Below are 17,829 nucleotides of genomic sequence, written 5' to 3' on the forward strand. Positions count from 1 at the left end.
GCCCGCTCCTGCCATGCCGGTAAAGGGCCATCCTGAGGGATGGCCCTTTTGCATTAAAATGCCAGCTTTGCGGGACCAGCGCCCGCGTCACTTCCGATCCCGCCCCGCGCCGATGAAACAGTACCTCGACTTCATGCGCCATGTGTACGAGCATGGCACCGACAAGGCCGACCGCACCGGCACCGGCACGCGCTCGGTGTTCGGCTACCAGATGCGCTTCGACCTGCGCGAAGGCTTCCCGGTGGTGACCACCAAGAAGCTGCACCTGAAGTCCATCATCCTGGAGCTGCTGTGGTTCCTGCAGGGCTCGACCAACGTGCGCTGGCTGCAGGAGCACGGTGTCACCATCTGGGACGAGTGGGCCGACGAGAACGGCGAACTGGGCCCGGTCTACGGCTCGCAGTGGCGCTCGTGGCCGGCGCCGGACGGCCGCCATATCGACCAGATCACCGACCTGGTGGCGCAGATCCGCGCCAACCCGGATTCGCGCCGCCTGATCGTATCGGCCTGGAACGTGGCCGACATCCCGCGCATGAAGCTGCCGCCGTGCCACGCGTTCTTCCAGTTCTACGTGGCCGATGGCCGGCTGTCGTGCCAGCTCTACCAGCGCAGCGCCGATATCTTCCTGGGCGTGCCGTTCAATATTGCCAGCTATGCGCTGCTGACCCACATGATGGCGCAGCAGACCGGGCTGGAAGTGGGCGACTTCGTCTGGACCGGCGGCGACTGCCATCTGTACAACAACCATTTCGAGCAGGTGCAGACCCAGCTGGCGCGCGAGCCGCTGGCGCTTCCGCAGCTGAAGATCCTGCGCAAGCCCGACAGCATCTTCGACTACCGCTACGAAGACTTTGAACTGGTTGGCTACCAGTCGCACGCCGCCATCAAGGCACCGGTGGCCGTATGACACTGCTGACACTGGTCGTCGCCCGCGCCCGCAACAACACCATCGGCCGCGACAACACGCTGCCGTGGCGCCTGCCGGAAGACCTGGCCCACTTCAAGCGCACCACCATGGGCGCGCCCGTGATCATGGGCCGCAAGACCTGGGACTCGATCGGCCGCCCGCTGCCGGGGCGCCGCAATATCGTGGTCAGCCGCAACCCGGACCTGCGCATCGACGGCGCCGAGGTGGCGGCCTCGCTGGAAGACGCCCAGCGCCTGTGCGTGGGCGCGGAGCAGATCTTCCTGATCGGCGGCGCGCAGCTCTACGCCGAGGCCATGCCGTGCGCGGACCGGCTGGTGGTGACCGAGATCGACGCGGATGTGGAAGGCGATGCCTTCTTCCCGGCGATCGACCGCACCCAATGGATTGAAACCGCGCGCGAAACGCATCATTCGGAAGCGAATGGCTTCGACTATGCCTTCGTCACGTATGAGCGGCCGCCGTCGGACGAATCGTAAGGCGTTGCGCGGGCAATAAAAAAGCAGGCCAGCCGGCCTGCTTTTTCTTTGGGCGGCGCGCGCCGCTCAGGTGCCGGCAATCGTCATCTGCTCAAGCAGGATCGAGCCGGTTTCCTTGGTGCCGCGCACCAGCGCATCCGCGCCGATGGCGACGATCTGCTGGAACATCTCGGCCATATTGCCGGCGATGGTGATTTCCTCCACCGGGTACTGGATCACGCCGTTCTCGACCCAGTAGCCCGAGGCGCCGCGCGAATAGTCGCCGGTCACGTAGTTGACGCCCTGCCCCATCAGTTCGGTCACCAGCAGGCCGGTGCCGAGCTTGCGCAGCATCGCCGGGAAGTCGTCGCCGGGCTCGGTCAGCGAGCTGGTCAGCGTCAGGTTGTGCGAGCCGCCGGCATTGCCGGTGGTCTGCATGCCGAGCTTGCGCGCGGAATAGGTCGACAGGAAATAGCCCTGCACCACACCATCGCGCACCACGTCGCGGGCACGGGTGCGCACGCCTTCCTCGTCGAACGGGGCGCTGCCCATGGCGCCGGGGGTATGCGGCTGCTCGTGGATCTGGATATGCGGCGCAAACACGGCCTGGCCCAGCGAATCGCACAGGAACGTGGATTTACGGTACAGCGCGCCGCCCGACACCGCCTGCACGAAGGCACCCAGCAGCCCCGCGGCCAGCGGCGCCTCGAACAGCACCGGGCAGCGGCGCGTGGACAGCTGGCGCGCCTGCAGCCGCGCCAGCGCGCGCTCGGCGGCATAGCGGCCGATATCCTCGGGCGCGGCCAGCGCCAGCGGCGAGCGCTTGGACGAGTACCAGTCATCGCGCTGCATGCCGCTGCCGCTGCCGGCGATCGGAGCGCACGAGATGAAATGGCGCGAATACGGGTAGCCGCCCGAGAAGCCGCGCGTGGTCGCCAGCACGAACTGCGAATGCTGCGCCGACACGCTGGCGCCGTCGCTGTTGCGGATGCGCGGCGACACCGCGAAGGCGGCGGCCTCGGCCCGGGTGGCGATGTCGATGGCGCGCTCGGCGTCCAGCGCCCACGGGTGGAACAGTTCCAGGTCCTGTGGCGCGCGTTCCAGCAGTTCTTCCTCGGCCAGGCCGGCGCAATCGTCCTCGGCCGTGAAGCGGGCGATGTTGTAGGCGGCCTCGGCAGTGGCGCGCAGCGCGGCCGGCGAGAAGTCCGAGGTGCTGGCATTGCCGCGGCGCTTGCCGATCATGACCGTGACCCCGACCACCTTGTCGCGGTTCTGCTCGATGGTTTCCACCTGCCCCTTGCGTACCGATACCGACAGGCCGCTGCCTTCGGAGATCTCGGTGGCGGCGTCGGTCGCCCCAAGTTCGCGTGCAACGCGCAGCACATCGGCGGCCATCTCGCTGAGCTGGGCCTGGGTGTAGGTGAAGTGCGCGGTCTGTTCTGCGATCTGGTCCATGCTGGGCGGGTGTCATCAAAAGTCCAAGCGGCAATCATAGCAAGATAAAATGCCGGGCATGACGCGAAATTCCCGTAATCCGAATGGCTCGCGCTTTCCCGGAGGCTTTGCGCCCGAACCGGAAGACGACGAACCGAAAAGCAAGTCGCAGCGCAAGCGCGACATGACCGCCCTGCAGGACCTTGGCGCCGAGCTGGAAGCGCTGGCCAAGGACCGCCTGGCGCGCGTGCCCATGCCCGAAGCACTGGCCGACGCCATCCACCAGGCCCGCCGCATCAACAGCCACGAAGGCAAGCGCCGCCAGATGCAGTTCGTGGGCAAGATCATGCGCGGCCTCGAGGACGAAGAGGTCGAGGTGATCCGGCAAGCGCTGGAGGGCTTCAAGGGCACCAGCAAGGCCGAGACCGCCCGCATGCACCTGATCGAGCGCTGGCGCGAGCTGCTGCTGGCCGACGACGCGGCGCTGACGCGCTTTCTCGCCGAGCATCCCGGCATCGACGTGCAGGCGCTGCGCAACACCATCCGCAACGCGCGCAAGGAAAAGGAGCAAGGCAAGCCGCCGCGCTATTTCCGCGAGCTGTTCCAGGCGATCAAGACGGCGCTGGACGTGAAGGACGGCAAGGCCGGCGCCGCCGAGGACCAACCCCCTACCCCGGAGCCCGAGGCATGACCCAGACCACGCAGCCGGTAGTGCGCAACCATCCCGACGAACTCGTTGTCGGCTTCGTTTCGATCTCGGACCGCGCCTCGGCCGGCACCTACCAGGACGAAGGCATCCCGGCGCTGCGCGAGTGGTTCGGGCGCACGCTGACCACGCCCTGGCAGGCGGTGGAGCGGCTGATCCCGGACGAGCAGGCGCAGATCTCGCGCACCCTGATCGACCTGGTCGACGTGGCCGGCTGCGACCTGGTGCTGACCACCGGCGGCACCGGCCCGGCGCGCCGCGACGTGACGCCCGAGGCCACGCTGGCCGTGGGCACCAAGGAAATGCCCGGCTTTGGCGAGCAGATGCGCCAGGTCAGCCTGCATTTCGTGCCGACCGCGATCCTGTCGCGCCAGGTGGCGGTGATCCGCGAGACCGCCAGCCGCGCCGCGCTGATCGTCAACCTGCCCGGCCAGCCGCGCGCCATCCGCGAAACCCTGGAGGGCCTGCGCGATGCCGATGGCAAGGCCGTGGTGCAAGGGATCTTTGCTGCGGTGCCGTATTGCATCGACCTGATCGGCGGCCCCTACATGGAAACCGACGAAGCCGTGGTCAAGGCCTGGCGCCCCAAGAACGCCGTACGGGCCAAGCCCGCGGCGTAATCTCACCAATCGCACCAATCGCCCGCAGGCGCCCGCCTGCGGGCTGCCCGCTCCCCGCGCCTCAGCGCAAGCCCAGGTACAACCCCACCGGCACGAACACCACCGCGGCGATATTGCCCAGCAGCACGATCGACGCCACCTGGTCCGGCTCCTGCCGGAAATGGTCCGCCACCAGGAAGTTCAGCACCGCCGGCGGCAGCGCGGCAAACACAAAGAGCAGGCCACGCTGCAATTCGGTCAGCGGCACCCACTGCGCCAGCAGCAGCGCCACCGCGATGCCCGTCAGCGGGCACGCCGCGGCGCCGACCAGGCCCATGCCCCAGTTGCGCAGGCTCACGTCCTTCATGCGCACGCCCAGCGCAAACAGCATCAGCGGCACGGTGGCGTCGCCCAGCAGCTTGACCGACTGGTAGACCGGATCCGGCAGCGTGAACCATGGCCGCGCCAGCGCCAGCGCCACGCCCGCCACGGTGGCCAGCACCATGGGATTGCGCGCGATCTGCGCCATCGACGCATGGCGGTTGACGATCTTCATGCCGATGGTGAAGTGCATCAGGTTCGATGCCGCGAACAGCGCCACCGCCGGCGCCAGCCCCGCCGGGCCGAAGGCAAATACCGACAGCGGCAGGCCCATGTTGCCGCAGTTGTTGAACATCATCGGCGGCACGAAGGTGCGCGGATCGGCCTTCAGCAGCCGCGCCAGCGCCCACGCCAGCACGCCCGAACCCAGCACCACGGCCACCGCGCAGCCCAGCAGCACCAGCTGGTCGGCCAGCACGAAATCCTTGCTGACGAAGGCCGACACCACCAGCAGCGGCGCGATCACATCCAGCGTGGCGCGGTTGATGCCGGCCATGTCCGGATGGGCCTTGCGCCCGTACAGCCACCCGACCAGGATGATCAGGATGACCGGCGTGATGATGGTGACGATGCGCTCAAGCATGGGCAGGCAGGCGGGACGCGCCCCCGACCGCGCACGGCGCCCGGCGGCGGCAACGCGGCTGCCTTGTGCGGGCGGCCCGTCGCTGGTGGTGGGTTGTTGTTCTGGGAGCCGCTGGCCCCGGTTATTGCGCGGGCGTATCGGCGGCTGGGGCGTCGGCGGCCGGCGCGTCGGCTGCCGGTGCAGCGCCCGGCGCGGTGTGACGGATAAAGTGCGTGCGGTAGTAGCGCAGTTCTTCGACCGATTCCAGGATGTCGGCCAGCGCCGTATGCAGCTGGCGCTTGATAAAGCCCTTGTGGATGGCCGGCTCCCAGCGCTTGCACAGTTCCTTTAGCGTGGACACGTCCAGGTTGCGGTAGTGGAAAAACGCCTCCAGCTTGGGCATGTAGCGCGCCATGAAGCGGCGGTCCTGGCAGATCGAGTTGCCGCACATCGGCGACTTGTTGGCCGGCACCCAGCGCTTGAGGAAGGCCAGCAGCTCGGCCTCGGCCTGCTCTTCGGTCAGGGTCGATGCCTTGACCTTGTCGATCAGGCCCGAGCGGCCGTGGGTGCCCTTGTTCCAGTTGTCCATGCCGTCGAGCACGGCGTCGCTCTGGTGGATCACCAGCACCGGGCCTTCGGCCAGGATATTGAGTTCGGAGTCGGTAACGACGATCGCTATTTCGATGATGCGATCGGTATCCGGCTGCAGGCCGGTCATTTCCATGTCCAGCCAGATCAGGTTGTTTTCACTTTTGACGGATTTGGCGGTGGCTTGGCTTGTCATCGGGACTGCGGAAGATAGGGATTTCAGGGAAGCGGCCGCGGCGGGGCCGGGCGCGAACAATTTATAATTCTCGCATATCCGTCCGGAATGGCCGTTTGCGCACCAGCGCCGGGGCGTTTTCCGGATATCCCGGACTGCCGCCTGCCCCACCCCGGGCCCGGCGGTCCAACGGACGCCCGCCGCACACAATGCCGGGCGCCCGCACCCACAACAAGGCTCTTGCCGATGTTCACGATTGTCTTTCTCGCCGCCCTGGTGCTGATGGTGCTTACCAGGCTCTGGCTGGCCGCCCGCCAGGTCCGACATGTGGCGCAGCACCGCAATGCGGTGCCGCCGCGCTTTGCCGACACCATCACCCTGGCCTCGCACCAGAAGGCCGCGGACTACACCATCGCCCGCACCCGGCTGTCGATGCTCGAGGTGCTGGCCGGGGCCGCGGTGCTGATCGGCTTCACCATGCTGGGCGGGCTGCAGTGGCTCAATCAGTCCTGGCTGGACACTTTCGGCCCGGGCTATGCCTACGGCGTGGCGCTGGTGGCCAGCGTGGCGCTGATCGGCGGGCTGGTCGACCTGCCGTTCTCGCTCTACGGCCAGTTCGGCATCGAGGAGCGCTTCGGCTTCAACAAGATGACGTTCGGCCTGTGGCTGGCCGACGTGGCCAAGATGCTGGTGGTGGCCTGCGCGCTGGGCCTGCCGCTGCTGCTGGCGGTGCTGTGGCTGATGGAGCGCGCCGGCTCGCTGTGGTGGGTCTGGACCTGGCTGGTGTGGATGGCCTTCAACCTGTTCCTGCTGGTGGTGTTCCCGACCTTTATCGCGCCGCTGTTCAACAAGTTCGAGCCGCTGACCGATGAATCGCTGCGCCAGCGCATCGAGGCCCTGATGAAACGCTGCGGCTTTGCCAGCAAGGGCCTGTTCGTGATGGACGGCAGCAAGCGCAGCGCCCACGGCAATGCGTATTTCACCGGCTTCGGCGCGGCCAAGCGCATTGTCTTCTTCGATACGCTGCTGGAGCGCCTGTCGGGCGACGAGATCGAGGCGGTGCTCGCACATGAACTGGGCCACTTCAAGCGCCGCCACGTGGCCAAGCGCATCGTCGTCACCTTTGCGCTGAGCCTGGTGTTCCTGGCGCTGCTGGGCTGGCTGGCCACGCGCAGCTGGTTCTACACCGGGCTGGGCGTGGTGCCCAACCTGGGCGTGTCCAACAACGCGCTGGCGCTGGTGCTGTTCTTCCTGGCGCTGCCGGTGTTCACCTTCCTGCTGGGGCCGCTGTCGAGCCTGTCGTCGCGCCGCCATGAGTTCGAGGCCGACGCCTTTGCCGCCGACCAGACCGATGCCGGCAACCTGGTGTCGGCGCTGGTGAAGCTGTACAAGGACAACGCCTCGACGCTGACGCCCGATCCGCTCTACAGCGCCTTCTACTACTCGCATCCGCCCGCCGCGCAGCGGATCGACCGCCTGCTGGCGCACGCATGAGCCGCGCCACGCGTCACCGCAACGCCGGCGGCGGCAGCCACGCCGGCAAGACCACCGAATCCGCGCTGATCATCGCCGCCCATGGCCGCCACTACGTGGTCGAGCTGGGCGACGGCACGCGCATGCATGCCTTCCCGCGCGGCAAGAAGAGCGACTGCGCGGTGGGCGACCATGTCAGCGTGGAACGCGCCGCCGCCGACCAGTGCGTGATCACCGCGGCCTCGCCGCGCAAGAATCTGCTGCACCGCTCCGACCAGTTCAAGTCCAAGCTGCTGGCCGCCAATATCGACCAGGTCGTGATCGTGCTGGCAACCGAGCCAGGCTTCTCCGAAGACCTGCTCGGCCGCGCGCTGGTGTCGGCCGAGGCCATGGAGATCCGGCCGCTGATCGTGCTCAACAAGACCGACCTGCCCGACCGGCTGGAAGAAGCGCGAGGGCGCCTGGCGCTGTACCGCGGGCTGGGCTACGACACGCTGGAGCTGTCGGTGCGCGCCGACCCGGCGCAGGCGCTGGCCGCGCTCAAGCCGCGCCTGGCGGGGCTGGCCAGCATCCTGATCGGGCAATCGGGCATGGGCAAGTCGTCGCTGCTGAACCTGCTGATCCCGGGCGTGGATGCGCAGACCCGCGAGATCTCGGCCAAGCTTGACTCCGGCAAGCACACCACCACCTTCACGCGGCTCTATCACCTGCCGGCCGAATGGGGCACCGTGGACGGCCGTCAAGGTGCGCTGATCGATTCGCCGGGCTTCCAGGAATTCGGCCTGTACCATCTGAGCGAGGGCATGCTGGAGCGCGCCTTCCCGGAGTTCCGGCCGCTGCTGACCGAGTGCCGCTTCTACAACTGCCACCATGTCAACGAGCCCGGCTGCGGCGTGCTGGCCGCGGTCGCATCGGGAGCGATCTCCGAGCGCCGCCACCAGCTCTACATGCAGTTGCTGCACGAATCCAACCAGCAGAAGCCGTGGTAAGGTAAGCGCACCTGGGTTACCCGGTGCGCTGCCATGAAACTGCTGCTGTCCGCCACTTCCCTCGTCCATGCGGCCCATTGCCGGAACGTCCTGTGGGCGGCCGGCATCCGGGCGGAATTGCGCAATACCTGGCTGGCCGGCGCCACCGGCGAGATCCCGTTCCGGGAGAGTGCGCCACAGGTGTGGCTGGTCGATGACGAGATGGAAGCGCAGGCGTGGGCCGTGCTCAATGCGGCCGCCAACCCGGCGCCGGGGCCCAGCTGGCAATGCCGCCACTGCCTGGAATGGCACGAGGCCCAGTTCGGCGCCTGCTGGCGCTGCGGCGCGGCCCGCGACTAGCGCGCCGACCCACCCTTTCTTAAACGCCCCTCAGCCGACCCAGAGCGCCAGCGACAGCATCGCGAGCAGCAGCATCCACAGCACCACCGCGCGCCATACCAGGCCCACGGCCGACTGCAGCGTGCGCACGCCGGGCTCGGTGCCGAATTCGGGCGGCACCGGTTCCGGGCCGCCGTTGTCCTCTTCCATGCCGGGCGCGTAGTCCACGGCCGGGCCGGCCACGCTGGTGCGCAGCACCACGGTGGAATCGTCCTCGGCCAGCGGCGTGCCCAGGCGCACGCCCAGCGCCCCGCCCCCGCTGGCAAGCAGGATGCCGTTGACGGCATCGTTCCACTTGCGCGCATGGTTGCGCCAGGCGTAGACCGCATCCTCGAAGTTGCCGACGATGGCAAAGCCGATCGCCGTCAGCCGCGACGGCACCCAGTCCAGCAAATAGAAGGCGCGCGCCGCAAAGCGGCCCAGCGCGGGGCTGCGCTCGGCCGAGGGCTGGTTCCAGTGGCGGCTCAGGTATTCGGCGGTGCGGTACAGCACCACCCCGCCGGGGCCGACCGGCACCAGGAACCAGAAGAACACGCCGAACACATGCCGGTGCACGGCGACGATTGCCGCTTCCAGCGTGTGCCGCACGATCTCGGAAACCGGCATCTCGACGGTGTCCAGGCCGGTCCACTCGTGCAGCAGCGTGCGCGCGGTATGGACGTCGTCGCGGTTCAGGGCCTCGTGGATGTCGGTGAAGAAGTGGCTGAACTGGCGAAAGCCCAGCGTCATGTACAGCACCAGCACATTCCAGGCGAGCGTCAGCGCCACGCTGATCGAGGCCAGCAGGTAGTGCACCACGATCACCGCCAGGGTCAGCGGCACGACCACGGTCAGCCAGGCCAGCGCGGCATCGCGCGGCCGGCCGGTGTCGAAGGCGTGTTCCGCGCGGTCGCCGAGTGCCCGCACGATCTCGTGGATCGGGTTGTTGCGGCCCAGGGCGCGGAATTGTTCAGCGATCAGCGCCAGGAGAATGGAAACAAAGGTCATCTTGGTACGGGGTGTTCCAAGGGCACGCCTGGCCCTTCCGGGCTTGCCGGCGATGTGCCGGCACAGGCGCAATGCATAGCGAGAAGATAGCACAGCGCTACCTGCCGGGGTCCGGCGCGCAATGCAAAAAGCAAAAGCCCGCCGGAAGGCGGGCTTTTGCATGCGGCAATGAGCGATGCTCAGGGCAGGTCGAACACCAGTACTTCGGCGCCATCGCCGCCGGACAGCGCGAGCTCGCCCACGGCTTCCAGCTTCGCTGCGTCGCCGGCTTCAAGCGCCTTGCCGTTGACCGTCACCCGGCCGCGCGCCACGTGGACATAGGCGCGGCGGCCCGGCGCCAGCGCCAGCGTGGCCGCCTCGTCGCCATCGAACAGGCCGGCGTACAGGCGCACGTCCTGGTGCACCACCACCGAGCCCTCGGCGCCGTCGGCGCTGGCCACCAGGCGCAGCCTGCCGCGCTTGTCGGCTGCGTCGAAATGCTTTTCCTCGTAGCCGGGGTCGATACCGTTCTCGGCCGGCATGATCCAGATCTGCAGGAAGTGGGTGGTGTCGTGCGCGGCGTGGTTGTACTCCGAATGACGCACGCCGGTGCCGGCGCTCATGCGCTGCACATCGCCCGGGCGGATCACGCTGCCGTTGCCCATGCTGTCCTTGTGGGCCAGTTCGCCCTCGAGCACGTAGCTGATGATTTCCATGTCGCGGTGGGCGTGGGTGCCAAAGCCCATACCCGGCGCGACGCGGTCCTCGTTGATCACGCGCAGTGGCCCGAACTGCACATACTGCGGGTCATAGTAGTCGGCGAACGAGAACGAATGAAAGGACTTCAGCCAGCCATGATCGGCGTAACCACGCTCTGCAGACTTTCTGATTTCAATCATTTTGATGGCCCTCCTTGAGCCTGTTTGCCCACGAGCACTGGCTTGATAACCGTGTCGCGGCATACGTTTTCGCTTTTGATGCTAGGAAGTTTAGGGCTTGAGGCGTATATTTACGGGGATCGTCTTAGAAGCAGTCATTCAGAATTTCTGAACATGGCCCTCTCACTAGAATCCCTCGAAGTCCTGGACGCCATCGAACGCAAGGGCAGCTTTGCAGCCGCCGCCCACGAGATGGGCAAGGTCCCTTCCGCGCTGACCTACGTGGTGCGCAAGCTGGAAGAAGACCTGGACGTGCTGCTGTTTGACCGGCGCCGCCACCGTGCCGAGCTGACGCCGGCCGGCCGCGCCCTGCTCGATGAGGGCCGCCACCTGCTCCATGCCGCCGATGACCTGGCACGGCGCGTCAAGCGCCTGGCCACCGGCTGGGAGGCCACCCTCACCATCGTGGTCGACGACCTGATCAACTTCCGCGCGCTGCTGCCGGTGATCCACGACTTCTATGCCGAGAACACCGCCACCCGGCTGCGCTTTTCCAAGGAAGTGCTGGGCGGCGCCTGGGATGCGCTGGTCAGCAACCGCGCCGACCTGGTGATCGGCGGGGCCTACGATGCGCCCAGCACGCAGGGCTTCCAGATCCGGCCGCTGGGCTCGATGCCGTTCGTGTTCGCGGTGGCCGCGCACCATCCGCTGGCCACCGAGGAAGGCCCGCTCACCACCATCCAGATCGCCAGGCACCGCATCGTCGCGGTGGGCGACACCTCGCGCAACCTGCCGGCGCGCACCCATGGCGTGCTGGCCGGGCAAGACGTACTGGTGGTGCCAACCATGCGCGACAAGCTGGAAGCGCAGATCCGCGGGCTGGGCTGCGGCTGGCTGCCGGCGCCGATGGCGCAACCCCATATCGAAAGCGGCGTGCTGCAGGCGCGCGAGACCGTCGAGGTGCGCGCGCCCGGCAACTTCAAGGTAGCCTGGCGCACCAGCAACCGCGGCAAGGCGCTGCAGTGGTGGGCCAGCAAGCTGGAAGACCCGCGCCTGGCGCAGGCGCTGCTGCAGCAACCCGACTTCGCCGGCTGAGGGCAGGCCTCATGGTAGTGACGGCAGTACCGACGGTTGCCGGCGCAGCCGGCTATCGCGGCCGCTTCGCCCCCTCGCCCACCGGGCCGCTGCATATGGGCTCGCTGGTCACCGCGCTGGCCAGCTGGCTGGATGCGCGCGCGCACGGCGGCCAGTGGCTGGTGCGCGTCGAGGACATCGACATGCCGCGCTGCGTGCGCGGCGCGGACGACGACATCCTGCTCACACTGGAACGCCTGGGCATGACGCCGGACGAGCCGCCGGTATGGCAGAGCCGGCGTGAACCGTTCTATGCCGATGCGCTGCGCCGCCTCGACGCCGCCGGGCAGCTCTACCCCTGCGGCTGTTCGCGCAAGGAGATCGCCGATTCGCTGGTGCACGTGCGCGAGCGGCACCAGACCCTGGGCTATCCCGGCACCTGCCGCCACGGCCTGAACGGCAAGCTGCCGCGCGCCTGGCGCGTGCGCGTGCCGGACGGCCCGGCCGCCACCCTGTGCTTCGACGACCGCTGGCAGGGCCGCCAGTGCCAGGACCTGGAAACCGAACTGGGCGACTTCGTGCTGCGCCGCGCGGACGGGCTGTGGGCGTATCAACTGGCGGTAGTGGTGGATGACGGCCTGCAGGGCATCACGCATATCGTGCGCGGCGCCGACCTGCTCGACTCCACCCCGCGCCAGATCCACCTGCAGCACCTGCTGGGCCTGCCCACGCCGGCCTACCTGCACGTGCCGGTGGTGGTCAACCAGACCGGCGAGAAGCTGAGCAAGCAAAGCGGTGCGCAGGCAATCGACACCACCGCACCGCTGGACGCGCTGCGCGAAGCCGGCACCCACCTGGGGTTGTCGAACCACGCGGAGAGTGTGAACGACTGGCTTGCGCGTGCCACCGACGGATGGCGCCAACTGCTGGCCAGGCTGCGGCAGCCCCTGCGCGGCTAGCGCCCCCCCCAAAAGCAAATGGCCCGCGCAAGCGGGCCATTTTCAGCTACGGCAGGATCAGATCAGGACTTGCGCGGCACGCCACCCAGCAGGGCAGCCACCGGCCGCTTGGGCGCCTGGCGGCCGCGGCTCAGCGCAGCGGCCACCTCATCGGCCGCCTTGGCCTGGGCGACGCTGGCGGCGCTGGGCTCGTACGGGCGCGAGAAGAACGGATCATCCGAGGCACGGAACACCTGGCGGTTGGCGCTGTGCTCGTGGCGGCGCGGACGCTCTTCGCCCTCGCCGTTGCCGCGCGCGCGGCGCACGTCACTACGCTCGCGGCGGCGCTCGGTGTCGCCCTGGCGGGCGCGCTCGCCGGTCGGGTCGAAGCCTTCCAGCTTGCCGCGCGGGATGTTGCGCTTGATCAGCTTCTCGATATCGGACAGCAGGCGCTCGTCATTGCCCGGCACGTAGATCGACAACGCATCGCCGCTGGCGCCGGCACGGCCGGTACGGCCGATGCGGTGCACGTAGTCTTCGGCGCTGTATGGCACGTCGAAATTGACCACGCACGGCATGTCGGGGATATCGAGTCCGCGCGCGGCCACGTCGGTGGCGACCAGTGCGTCGATGGTGCCGCTCTTGAAGCCTTCCAGCGTCTGCATGCGCTCGGTCTGGGTCTTGTCGCCGTGGATGGCGGCGGCGTTGATGCCCTCGCGCTCCAGGTGGCGCGCCAGGCGCGAGCAGCCGATCTTGCTGTTGACGAAGACGATGCACTGGCGCGACAGCCCCTGCTCGGCGCGCTGCTTGAGCAGGTGCACGACCGCCGCCTGCTTGTGGCCGTCTTCGACCAGGTACACCATCTGGCGCACGTTCTCGTTGGTCGAGTTGCTGCGCGCCACTTCAATGGTGACCGGGTGCTTCAGGTAGCTGGAGGCCAGCCGCTTGATTTCCGGCGAGAACGTGGCCGAGAACAGCAGCGTCTGGCGATGCGCCGGCAGCAGGTTGATGATGCGCTGCAGGTCCGGCAGGAAGCCCATGTCGAGCATGCGGTCGGCTTCATCCAGCACCAGCATCTGCACCTGCGACAGGTTGACCGACTTCTGCTGCACGTGGTCCAGCAGGCGGCCCGGCGTGGCCACCAGGATTTCCACGCCGCGGCGCAGCGCATCGGTCTGCGGGTTCATGTCCACGCCGCCGAACACCACGGTGCTGCGCAGGTCGGTGTGCTTGGCGTAGCGCGCGACGTTGTCGTAGACCTGGTCGGCCAGCTCGCGCGTGGGGGTCAGCATCAGCGCGCGCACCGGGTGGCGTGCCGGCGAGGCGCTGGCATTGGCCAGCGGCAGCAGGCGCTGGATGATCGGCAACGCGAAGCCCGCGGTCTTGCCGGTGCCGGTCTGCGCGGCGCCCATCATGTCCTTGCCTATCAGCACGACCGGGATGGCCTGTGCCTGGATCGGGGTGGGCGTGGTGTAGCCCTGCTCGGACAAGGCGCGCAGGATGCGCGCGTCCAGGCCGAAGCTGTCGAATGTCTGCACGGCGGTCTGCCCCGCGGTAGTGGGTTCTGGTGCGTTCGTAGTGGTCATGGGTATCGGTGTCTGGCGGGAGGCGAACCCGGCACAAACGGATACGCGTCTGGAACTCATCTCGCCCTGACTCTCGCCTGGCGCCGGGAGGGTTCCGGCACGGCCATGCTGGCTGCAGCATTTGGCCAAGAGAATCAAAGACTTACATTTTAGCACCTCTGCCAGCACAGTGGGCATTCTGGCAACGCCTTGCGCCTGGCGCGACAGTAGGCGGCACAGGCTGGCGGGATTTCAAGAAACTGTCATATCCGCCACGCAAGATGCCGGCGGCGCGGTGGCCACGGCCGGACCGCGCAACCCCATCTCACCGAGACCTACATGGACTTCGAGCTTTTCCGCCAGACCTGCCAGCAGTTCCTGCGCACCTCCAGCCAGTTCCTTGGCCTGGCCGCGGCCGCCTGCCAGCCGGCACTGCCATTGCCGGCCCTGCCGGCCAGCCAGCCGCAAGGGCAGCAGCCCGCCTGAGCTTCAGCCGGGCCACCGAAGCGGCATCCGAATCACTCAGTCGCCGCGGATGCCGTTGTCCTGGATCACCTTGCCCCACTTGCTGTAGTCCAGGGGCCCGGCCTGGAACAGCCGCGCATCCATTTCGCGCAGGTCCGGCGCCACGGCCACGGGCGTTGCGCACTGGTCCAGCACATCGCGCTGCAGGTCCACGCCTGGGGCGATCTCGACCAGCGTGAGGCGGGCTTCGCCGTCTGCGCCGGCTTGCATCTCGAACACCGCGCGCTCGGTGATGTACAGCACCGGGATGCCGAGCGATGCCACATAGGGCCCGTTGAAGCTCAGGTGCGACACCTCTGGCACGATCTTCTTCACGCGGCCTTCACGCACGATCTGCAGACGGCCGTCGCCGGCGCGGACTTCCAGCCCGCCCGCCGTCAGCGTGCCCATGAACACCACCGCGCCCGCGCTCTGCGTGATGTTGATAAAGCCGCCGACGCCGGCAATCGATGCGCCCTCGCCTTCGCCGAACTTGCTGACGTTGACGTTGCCGTGGCCATCCAGCTCGGCCAGGCCAAGGATGGCCAGGTCGATGCCGCCGCCCTCGTAGAAATCGAACTGCGCGGGCTGGTCCACCACCGCCTCCGGGTAGGCCGAGGCACCGAAGCTGAGGCCATCCGCGGGCGTGCCGCCGATAGGGCCGGCCTCGACGGTCAGCGTGAAGCCGTCCAGCCCGGCCTGGTGCGCCAGCATGCCGACCGCTGCCGGCATGCCCACGCCCAGGTTGACCACGCGCGGCGCGCGGCGCGCCAGCTCCATCACCGCACGGCGCTGCACGATGGTGCGCGCGTCGAGCGGGCCGGCAGCCACCGGCGCTGCTTCCGCTTCAGCCACCGCTGCCTCGCCCTGCCACGGCGTCACGTAGGCCGGGTTATAGGACTCGGCAAACGTCATCTGGTGGTTGGCGGGGTTGTCGCAGACCACCACGTAATCGACCAGGATGCCGGGCACGTGGATGGCCTGAAGGATCTCGTGGTGATCGACCAGGCTTTCCACCTGCGCGATCACGATGCCGCCCGAGTTGTGGGCCGCCTGCGCCATCGCCAGCAGCTCATGGTGGAAGGCTTCGCGATGCGTGCTGAGGTTGCCGCGGGTGTCGGCAGCGGTGCAGCGGATCAGCGCGCAGTGGATCGGGAAGCTCGGGTAGAACAGATATTCTTCGCCGCGGAAGTCGACCGCATCGACCCAGCATGCCTTGCCCTCGGCAATGGCCTGGCGCGCGCGCTGGTTGACGGCGCCGCCGTGGTAGCGCGCATCCTGCGCGGTGCGCGGGTCGACGAAGGTGTGCAGGCCGATCTTGGTCATCACGCCGGGCTTGCCGCCGGCGATGGCGCGGTACAGGTGCGTCAGCACGCCCTGCGGCAGGTTGTAGCCCTCGCACTGCTCGGCCATGGCCAGGGTGGCCAGCCGCGTGGCCGAGCGCCAGTGGCCACCGACGATGCTGGCGGTCATGCCGGCATTGCCGAAGTGGTTCACGCCGCGCGCGCCGCGGTCGCCCTGCCCGGCCGAGTACACCAGCGTCAGGTCGCGCGGCAGCCCGCTCTGCAGGAAGCGCTGCTCCAGCGCCTCGGTCACGGCCTCGGCATGGCCGGCGCCGACAAAGCCCGCGCTGGCCACGGTCCAGCCGTCCTGCACGAGTGCCGCCGCTTCGCGTGCGGTGATCACCTTCATCGCTGTCTCCGGTTTCGTTATGCCGTCCCGCATCGGTGGCGAGACGTTTTTCCGTGCATTTCGTTTTTGCGAAGCCGCCGTCGGCCCCATGTAGAAAAGCCCCGCGTGCCGGGGAGGCAGCGGGGCTCAAATGGTAGCGGGGCAATCTGCTCGACCACCCACGCCTTGATCTTGGCGCATCGCGCTACTGCGGGCATCCCCCAAATGTGGGCCATTGCCATGCCGCGTTGCCGGCAGGCCGCAAACGCGCCCTGCAAAGCCTGTCAATCATGGCCCTGTCACATTCCTGAAGGAATCCGGGTTTTCGCCGAGCGGGTTTTCGCCAGCTTCCGGCCAGCGGGCGAATGCGGTCTACTGGACTCACATCGACGGCCTGGCACCGCAAACGCCGGATCGCCGCAGCCGATGGTGCCTCAGAACAAGTCCAATGACCGGGAGACAGACCATGGTGACGAAGAAAGAAGACGCTTTCGTACTGAAGAACCTTCTCGCCCTCGCAGCAGTGGAAACCCTGGGCGGCGCAATTGCCCTGGGCATGGTCTTCCACCTGATCTGATCTGGCTTGCCTGCGCGCCGGCGCTGCCACGCCGGCGCCCGGCCCGCTCACTCGTCGACAATCACCTCGAAGCCGCCAAAGATCATCCGCTGGCCGTCGAACGGCATCGGATCCATACCTTCCTTCAGGCGCGGGTCTGCCATCGCCGCCTTCATGCCGGCGTCGCGCTTCTCGCGTGACGGCCACAGGATCCACGCGAACACCACCGCTTCATCCTCCTTGCGCTGCACCGCCATCGTAAAGGACGTGACCTTGCCTTCCGGCACATCATCACCCCAGCATTCCACCACCTTCAGCGCGCCGTGCTCCTTGAACACCGCGGCTGCCTTCTGCGCCACCTGGCGATAGGTCTCGCGAGTGGCCTGGGGAACGGCCAGTACGAATCCGTCGATATAGGACATGGGCTTCACTCCTGGTCAGATTGAATCGGGCGAATCGGATCAAACGCGCGATTGCGTCTGACTACCATAGTCCATCGCCACGCCCTCAGCGCGTGGTCCGCTGCCCACGCCGGTCGACCTCGAACACCATGTTTTCCCGGAAGCGCTCCCGCAGCCACTGCTCGGCCCGGCGCGGGCAGCGCCAGATAGAAGTGGTGGGGTCGGTGCTGGAGGACGAAGCCGCAGCACCGCACGAAGGCTTCTGGAAGTAGCCATCCTGCCTGCCGTCCGCCAGCCCGGCGGACGGCACGGACCGGCGTTGGACATTCTGTCATCGACACGTCACCCCGCCTTCCTACACTCGCCTGGCTCCGGCTCCCAGCAGCCGCCACACCAACCCAGCCAGGCGAACCCGATGCTCCCCTGCAAGCTCCCAAGAACCCTGGCCGCGACCCTGATCGCGGCGGCATTGCTCACCGCATGCGGCGGCGATGACGGCGGCGGCAACCTGTCGCCGACCGCGACGGCCACGCCGAACGCACAACCAGAACAGCCCGGCAAGAAGCCAGACAAGCGGCCCGACCCGGTGATCCGCTGCGCCCCCTGAC

The 17,829-nt window shown here is 67.8% G+C and carries 19 protein-coding genes; 11 read left to right on the plus strand and 8 right to left on the minus strand.

Annotated elements, in window-relative coordinates:
• The first annotated feature begins 112 nt into the window (after positions 1–112).
• The gene (locus AC07UK_RS05965; protein ID WP_494685951.1) at positions 113–907 is read left to right on the plus strand and encodes a thymidylate synthase; all 795 of its coding nucleotides are present in this window, start codon (positions 113–115) and stop codon (positions 905–907) included.
• Positions 904–1,404: a dihydrofolate reductase gene (locus tag AC07UK_RS05970; protein ID WP_494685952.1), complete on the plus strand. Its 501-nt coding sequence runs from the start codon at positions 904–906 to the stop codon at positions 1,402–1,404. The genes AC07UK_RS05965 and AC07UK_RS05970 overlap by 4 nt, the downstream gene beginning before the upstream one ends.
• Positions 1,405–1,470: 66 nt before the next feature.
• Here the strand turns inward: AC07UK_RS05970 and pmbA are convergent, their stop codons facing one another.
• Positions 1,471–2,838, minus strand: a complete 1,368-nt coding sequence (gene pmbA, locus AC07UK_RS05975) for a metalloprotease PmbA (RefSeq protein WP_013957507.1) — start codon at positions 2,836–2,838, stop codon at positions 1,471–1,473.
• 58 nt (positions 2,839–2,896) lie between these two features.
• On the opposite strand from pmbA, the gene yjgA reads away from it, so the two are divergent.
• On the plus strand, positions 2,897–3,508 hold the full coding sequence (gene yjgA / locus AC07UK_RS05980; protein ID WP_316150873.1) for a ribosome biogenesis factor YjgA: 612 nt from the start codon (positions 2,897–2,899) through the stop codon (positions 3,506–3,508).
• The gene (gene mog / locus AC07UK_RS05985) at positions 3,505–4,143 is read left to right on the plus strand and encodes a molybdopterin adenylyltransferase (RefSeq protein WP_211980014.1); all 639 of its coding nucleotides are present in this window, start codon (positions 3,505–3,507) and stop codon (positions 4,141–4,143) included. The genes yjgA and mog overlap by 4 nt, the downstream gene beginning before the upstream one ends.
• 61 nt (positions 4,144–4,204) lie before the next feature.
• Here mog and AC07UK_RS05990 read toward each other — a convergent pair whose 3' ends face one another.
• Together AC07UK_RS05990 and orn are read right to left on the minus strand one after the other, a co-directional pair.
• Entirely contained in the window at positions 4,205–5,086 is an 882-nt protein-coding gene (locus AC07UK_RS05990; RefSeq protein WP_494685953.1) for an AEC family transporter, read from the minus strand.
• A gap of 121 nt (positions 5,087–5,207) precedes the next feature.
• The gene (orn, locus tag AC07UK_RS05995; RefSeq protein ID WP_494685954.1) at positions 5,208–5,849 is read right to left on the minus strand and encodes an oligoribonuclease; all 642 of its coding nucleotides are present in this window, start codon (positions 5,847–5,849) and stop codon (positions 5,208–5,210) included.
• Between the two features lie 225 nt (positions 5,850–6,074).
• Here orn and AC07UK_RS06000 point away from each other — a divergent pair, with 225 nt between their 5' ends.
• Genes AC07UK_RS06000 through AC07UK_RS06010 form a run of 3 tightly spaced genes read left to right on the plus strand, consistent with a single transcriptional unit; the run spans position 6,075 to position 8,629 of the window.
• Positions 6,075–7,322: a M48 family metallopeptidase gene (locus AC07UK_RS06000; protein ID WP_316150877.1), complete on the plus strand. Its 1,248-nt coding sequence runs from the start codon at positions 6,075–6,077 to the stop codon at positions 7,320–7,322.
• Positions 7,319–8,290, plus strand: a complete 972-nt coding sequence (rsgA, locus tag AC07UK_RS06005; RefSeq protein WP_013957513.1) for a ribosome small subunit-dependent GTPase A — start codon at positions 7,319–7,321, stop codon at positions 8,288–8,290. The genes AC07UK_RS06000 and rsgA overlap by 4 nt, the downstream gene beginning before the upstream one ends.
• 33 nt (positions 8,291–8,323) lie before the next feature.
• Positions 8,324–8,629 carry a putative signal transducing protein gene (locus AC07UK_RS06010; protein ID WP_436222296.1) on the plus strand — a complete coding sequence of 102 codons (306 nt, stop codon included), beginning with the start codon at positions 8,324–8,326 and terminating at the stop codon, positions 8,627–8,629.
• Positions 8,630–8,659: 30 nt separating this feature from the next.
• Here the strand turns inward: AC07UK_RS06010 and AC07UK_RS06015 are convergent, their stop codons facing one another.
• Both AC07UK_RS06015 and AC07UK_RS06020 read right to left on the minus strand, forming a co-directional pair.
• A complete protein-coding gene (locus AC07UK_RS06015; RefSeq protein WP_013957514.1) occupies positions 8,660–9,655 on the minus strand; it encodes a CobD/CbiB family protein in 996 nt (331 codons plus the stop codon).
• Positions 9,656–9,834: 179 nt separating this feature from the next.
• Positions 9,835–10,533 (minus strand): pirin family protein, encoded by a 699-nt coding sequence (locus AC07UK_RS06020; protein WP_494685955.1) that lies wholly within the window; start codon positions 10,531–10,533, stop codon positions 9,835–9,837.
• Positions 10,534–10,686: 153 nt separating this feature from the next.
• Here AC07UK_RS06020 and AC07UK_RS06025 point away from each other — a divergent pair, with 153 nt between their 5' ends.
• Both AC07UK_RS06025 and gluQRS read left to right on the plus strand, forming a co-directional pair.
• Positions 10,687–11,607, plus strand: coding sequence for a LysR family transcriptional regulator (locus AC07UK_RS06025; RefSeq protein ID WP_018311622.1), 921 nt, complete (start codon positions 10,687–10,689; stop codon positions 11,605–11,607).
• 11 nt (positions 11,608–11,618) lie between these two features.
• Positions 11,619–12,545, plus strand: coding sequence for a tRNA glutamyl-Q(34) synthetase GluQRS (gene gluQRS / locus AC07UK_RS06030; protein WP_436222298.1), 927 nt, complete (start codon positions 11,619–11,621; stop codon positions 12,543–12,545).
• Between the two features lie 62 nt (positions 12,546–12,607).
• On the opposite strand, the gene AC07UK_RS06035 is transcribed toward gluQRS, so the two are convergent.
• Positions 12,608–14,110: a DEAD/DEAH box helicase gene (locus AC07UK_RS06035; protein WP_436222299.1), complete on the minus strand. Its 1,503-nt coding sequence runs from the start codon at positions 14,108–14,110 to the stop codon at positions 12,608–12,610.
• 318 nt (positions 14,111–14,428) lie between these two features.
• On the opposite strand from AC07UK_RS06035, the gene AC07UK_RS06040 reads away from it, so the two are divergent.
• The gene (locus tag AC07UK_RS06040) at positions 14,429–14,575 is read left to right on the plus strand and encodes a hypothetical protein (protein WP_189374251.1); all 147 of its coding nucleotides are present in this window, start codon (positions 14,429–14,431) and stop codon (positions 14,573–14,575) included.
• A gap of 36 nt (positions 14,576–14,611) precedes the next feature.
• Here AC07UK_RS06040 and AC07UK_RS06045 read toward each other — a convergent pair whose 3' ends face one another.
• Entirely contained in the window at positions 14,612–16,285 is a 1,674-nt protein-coding gene (locus AC07UK_RS06045) for an acyl CoA:acetate/3-ketoacid CoA transferase (RefSeq protein WP_436222301.1), read from the minus strand.
• A 603-nt stretch (positions 16,286–16,888) separates the two neighbouring features.
• Complete coding sequence (locus tag AC07UK_RS06050) at positions 16,889–17,242, minus strand: DUF1428 domain-containing protein (protein WP_316150888.1); 354 nt, start codon at positions 17,240–17,242, stop codon at positions 16,889–16,891.
• Between the two features lie 394 nt (positions 17,243–17,636).
• Here AC07UK_RS06050 and AC07UK_RS06055 point away from each other — a divergent pair, with 394 nt between their 5' ends.
• On the plus strand, positions 17,637–17,828 hold the full coding sequence (locus AC07UK_RS06055) for a hypothetical protein (RefSeq protein WP_153953661.1): 192 nt from the start codon (positions 17,637–17,639) through the stop codon (positions 17,826–17,828).
• Position 17,829 lies beyond the last annotated feature (1 nt).

The sequence above is a fragment of the Cupriavidus sp. GW821-FHT07C08 genome, assembly GCF_059419025.1.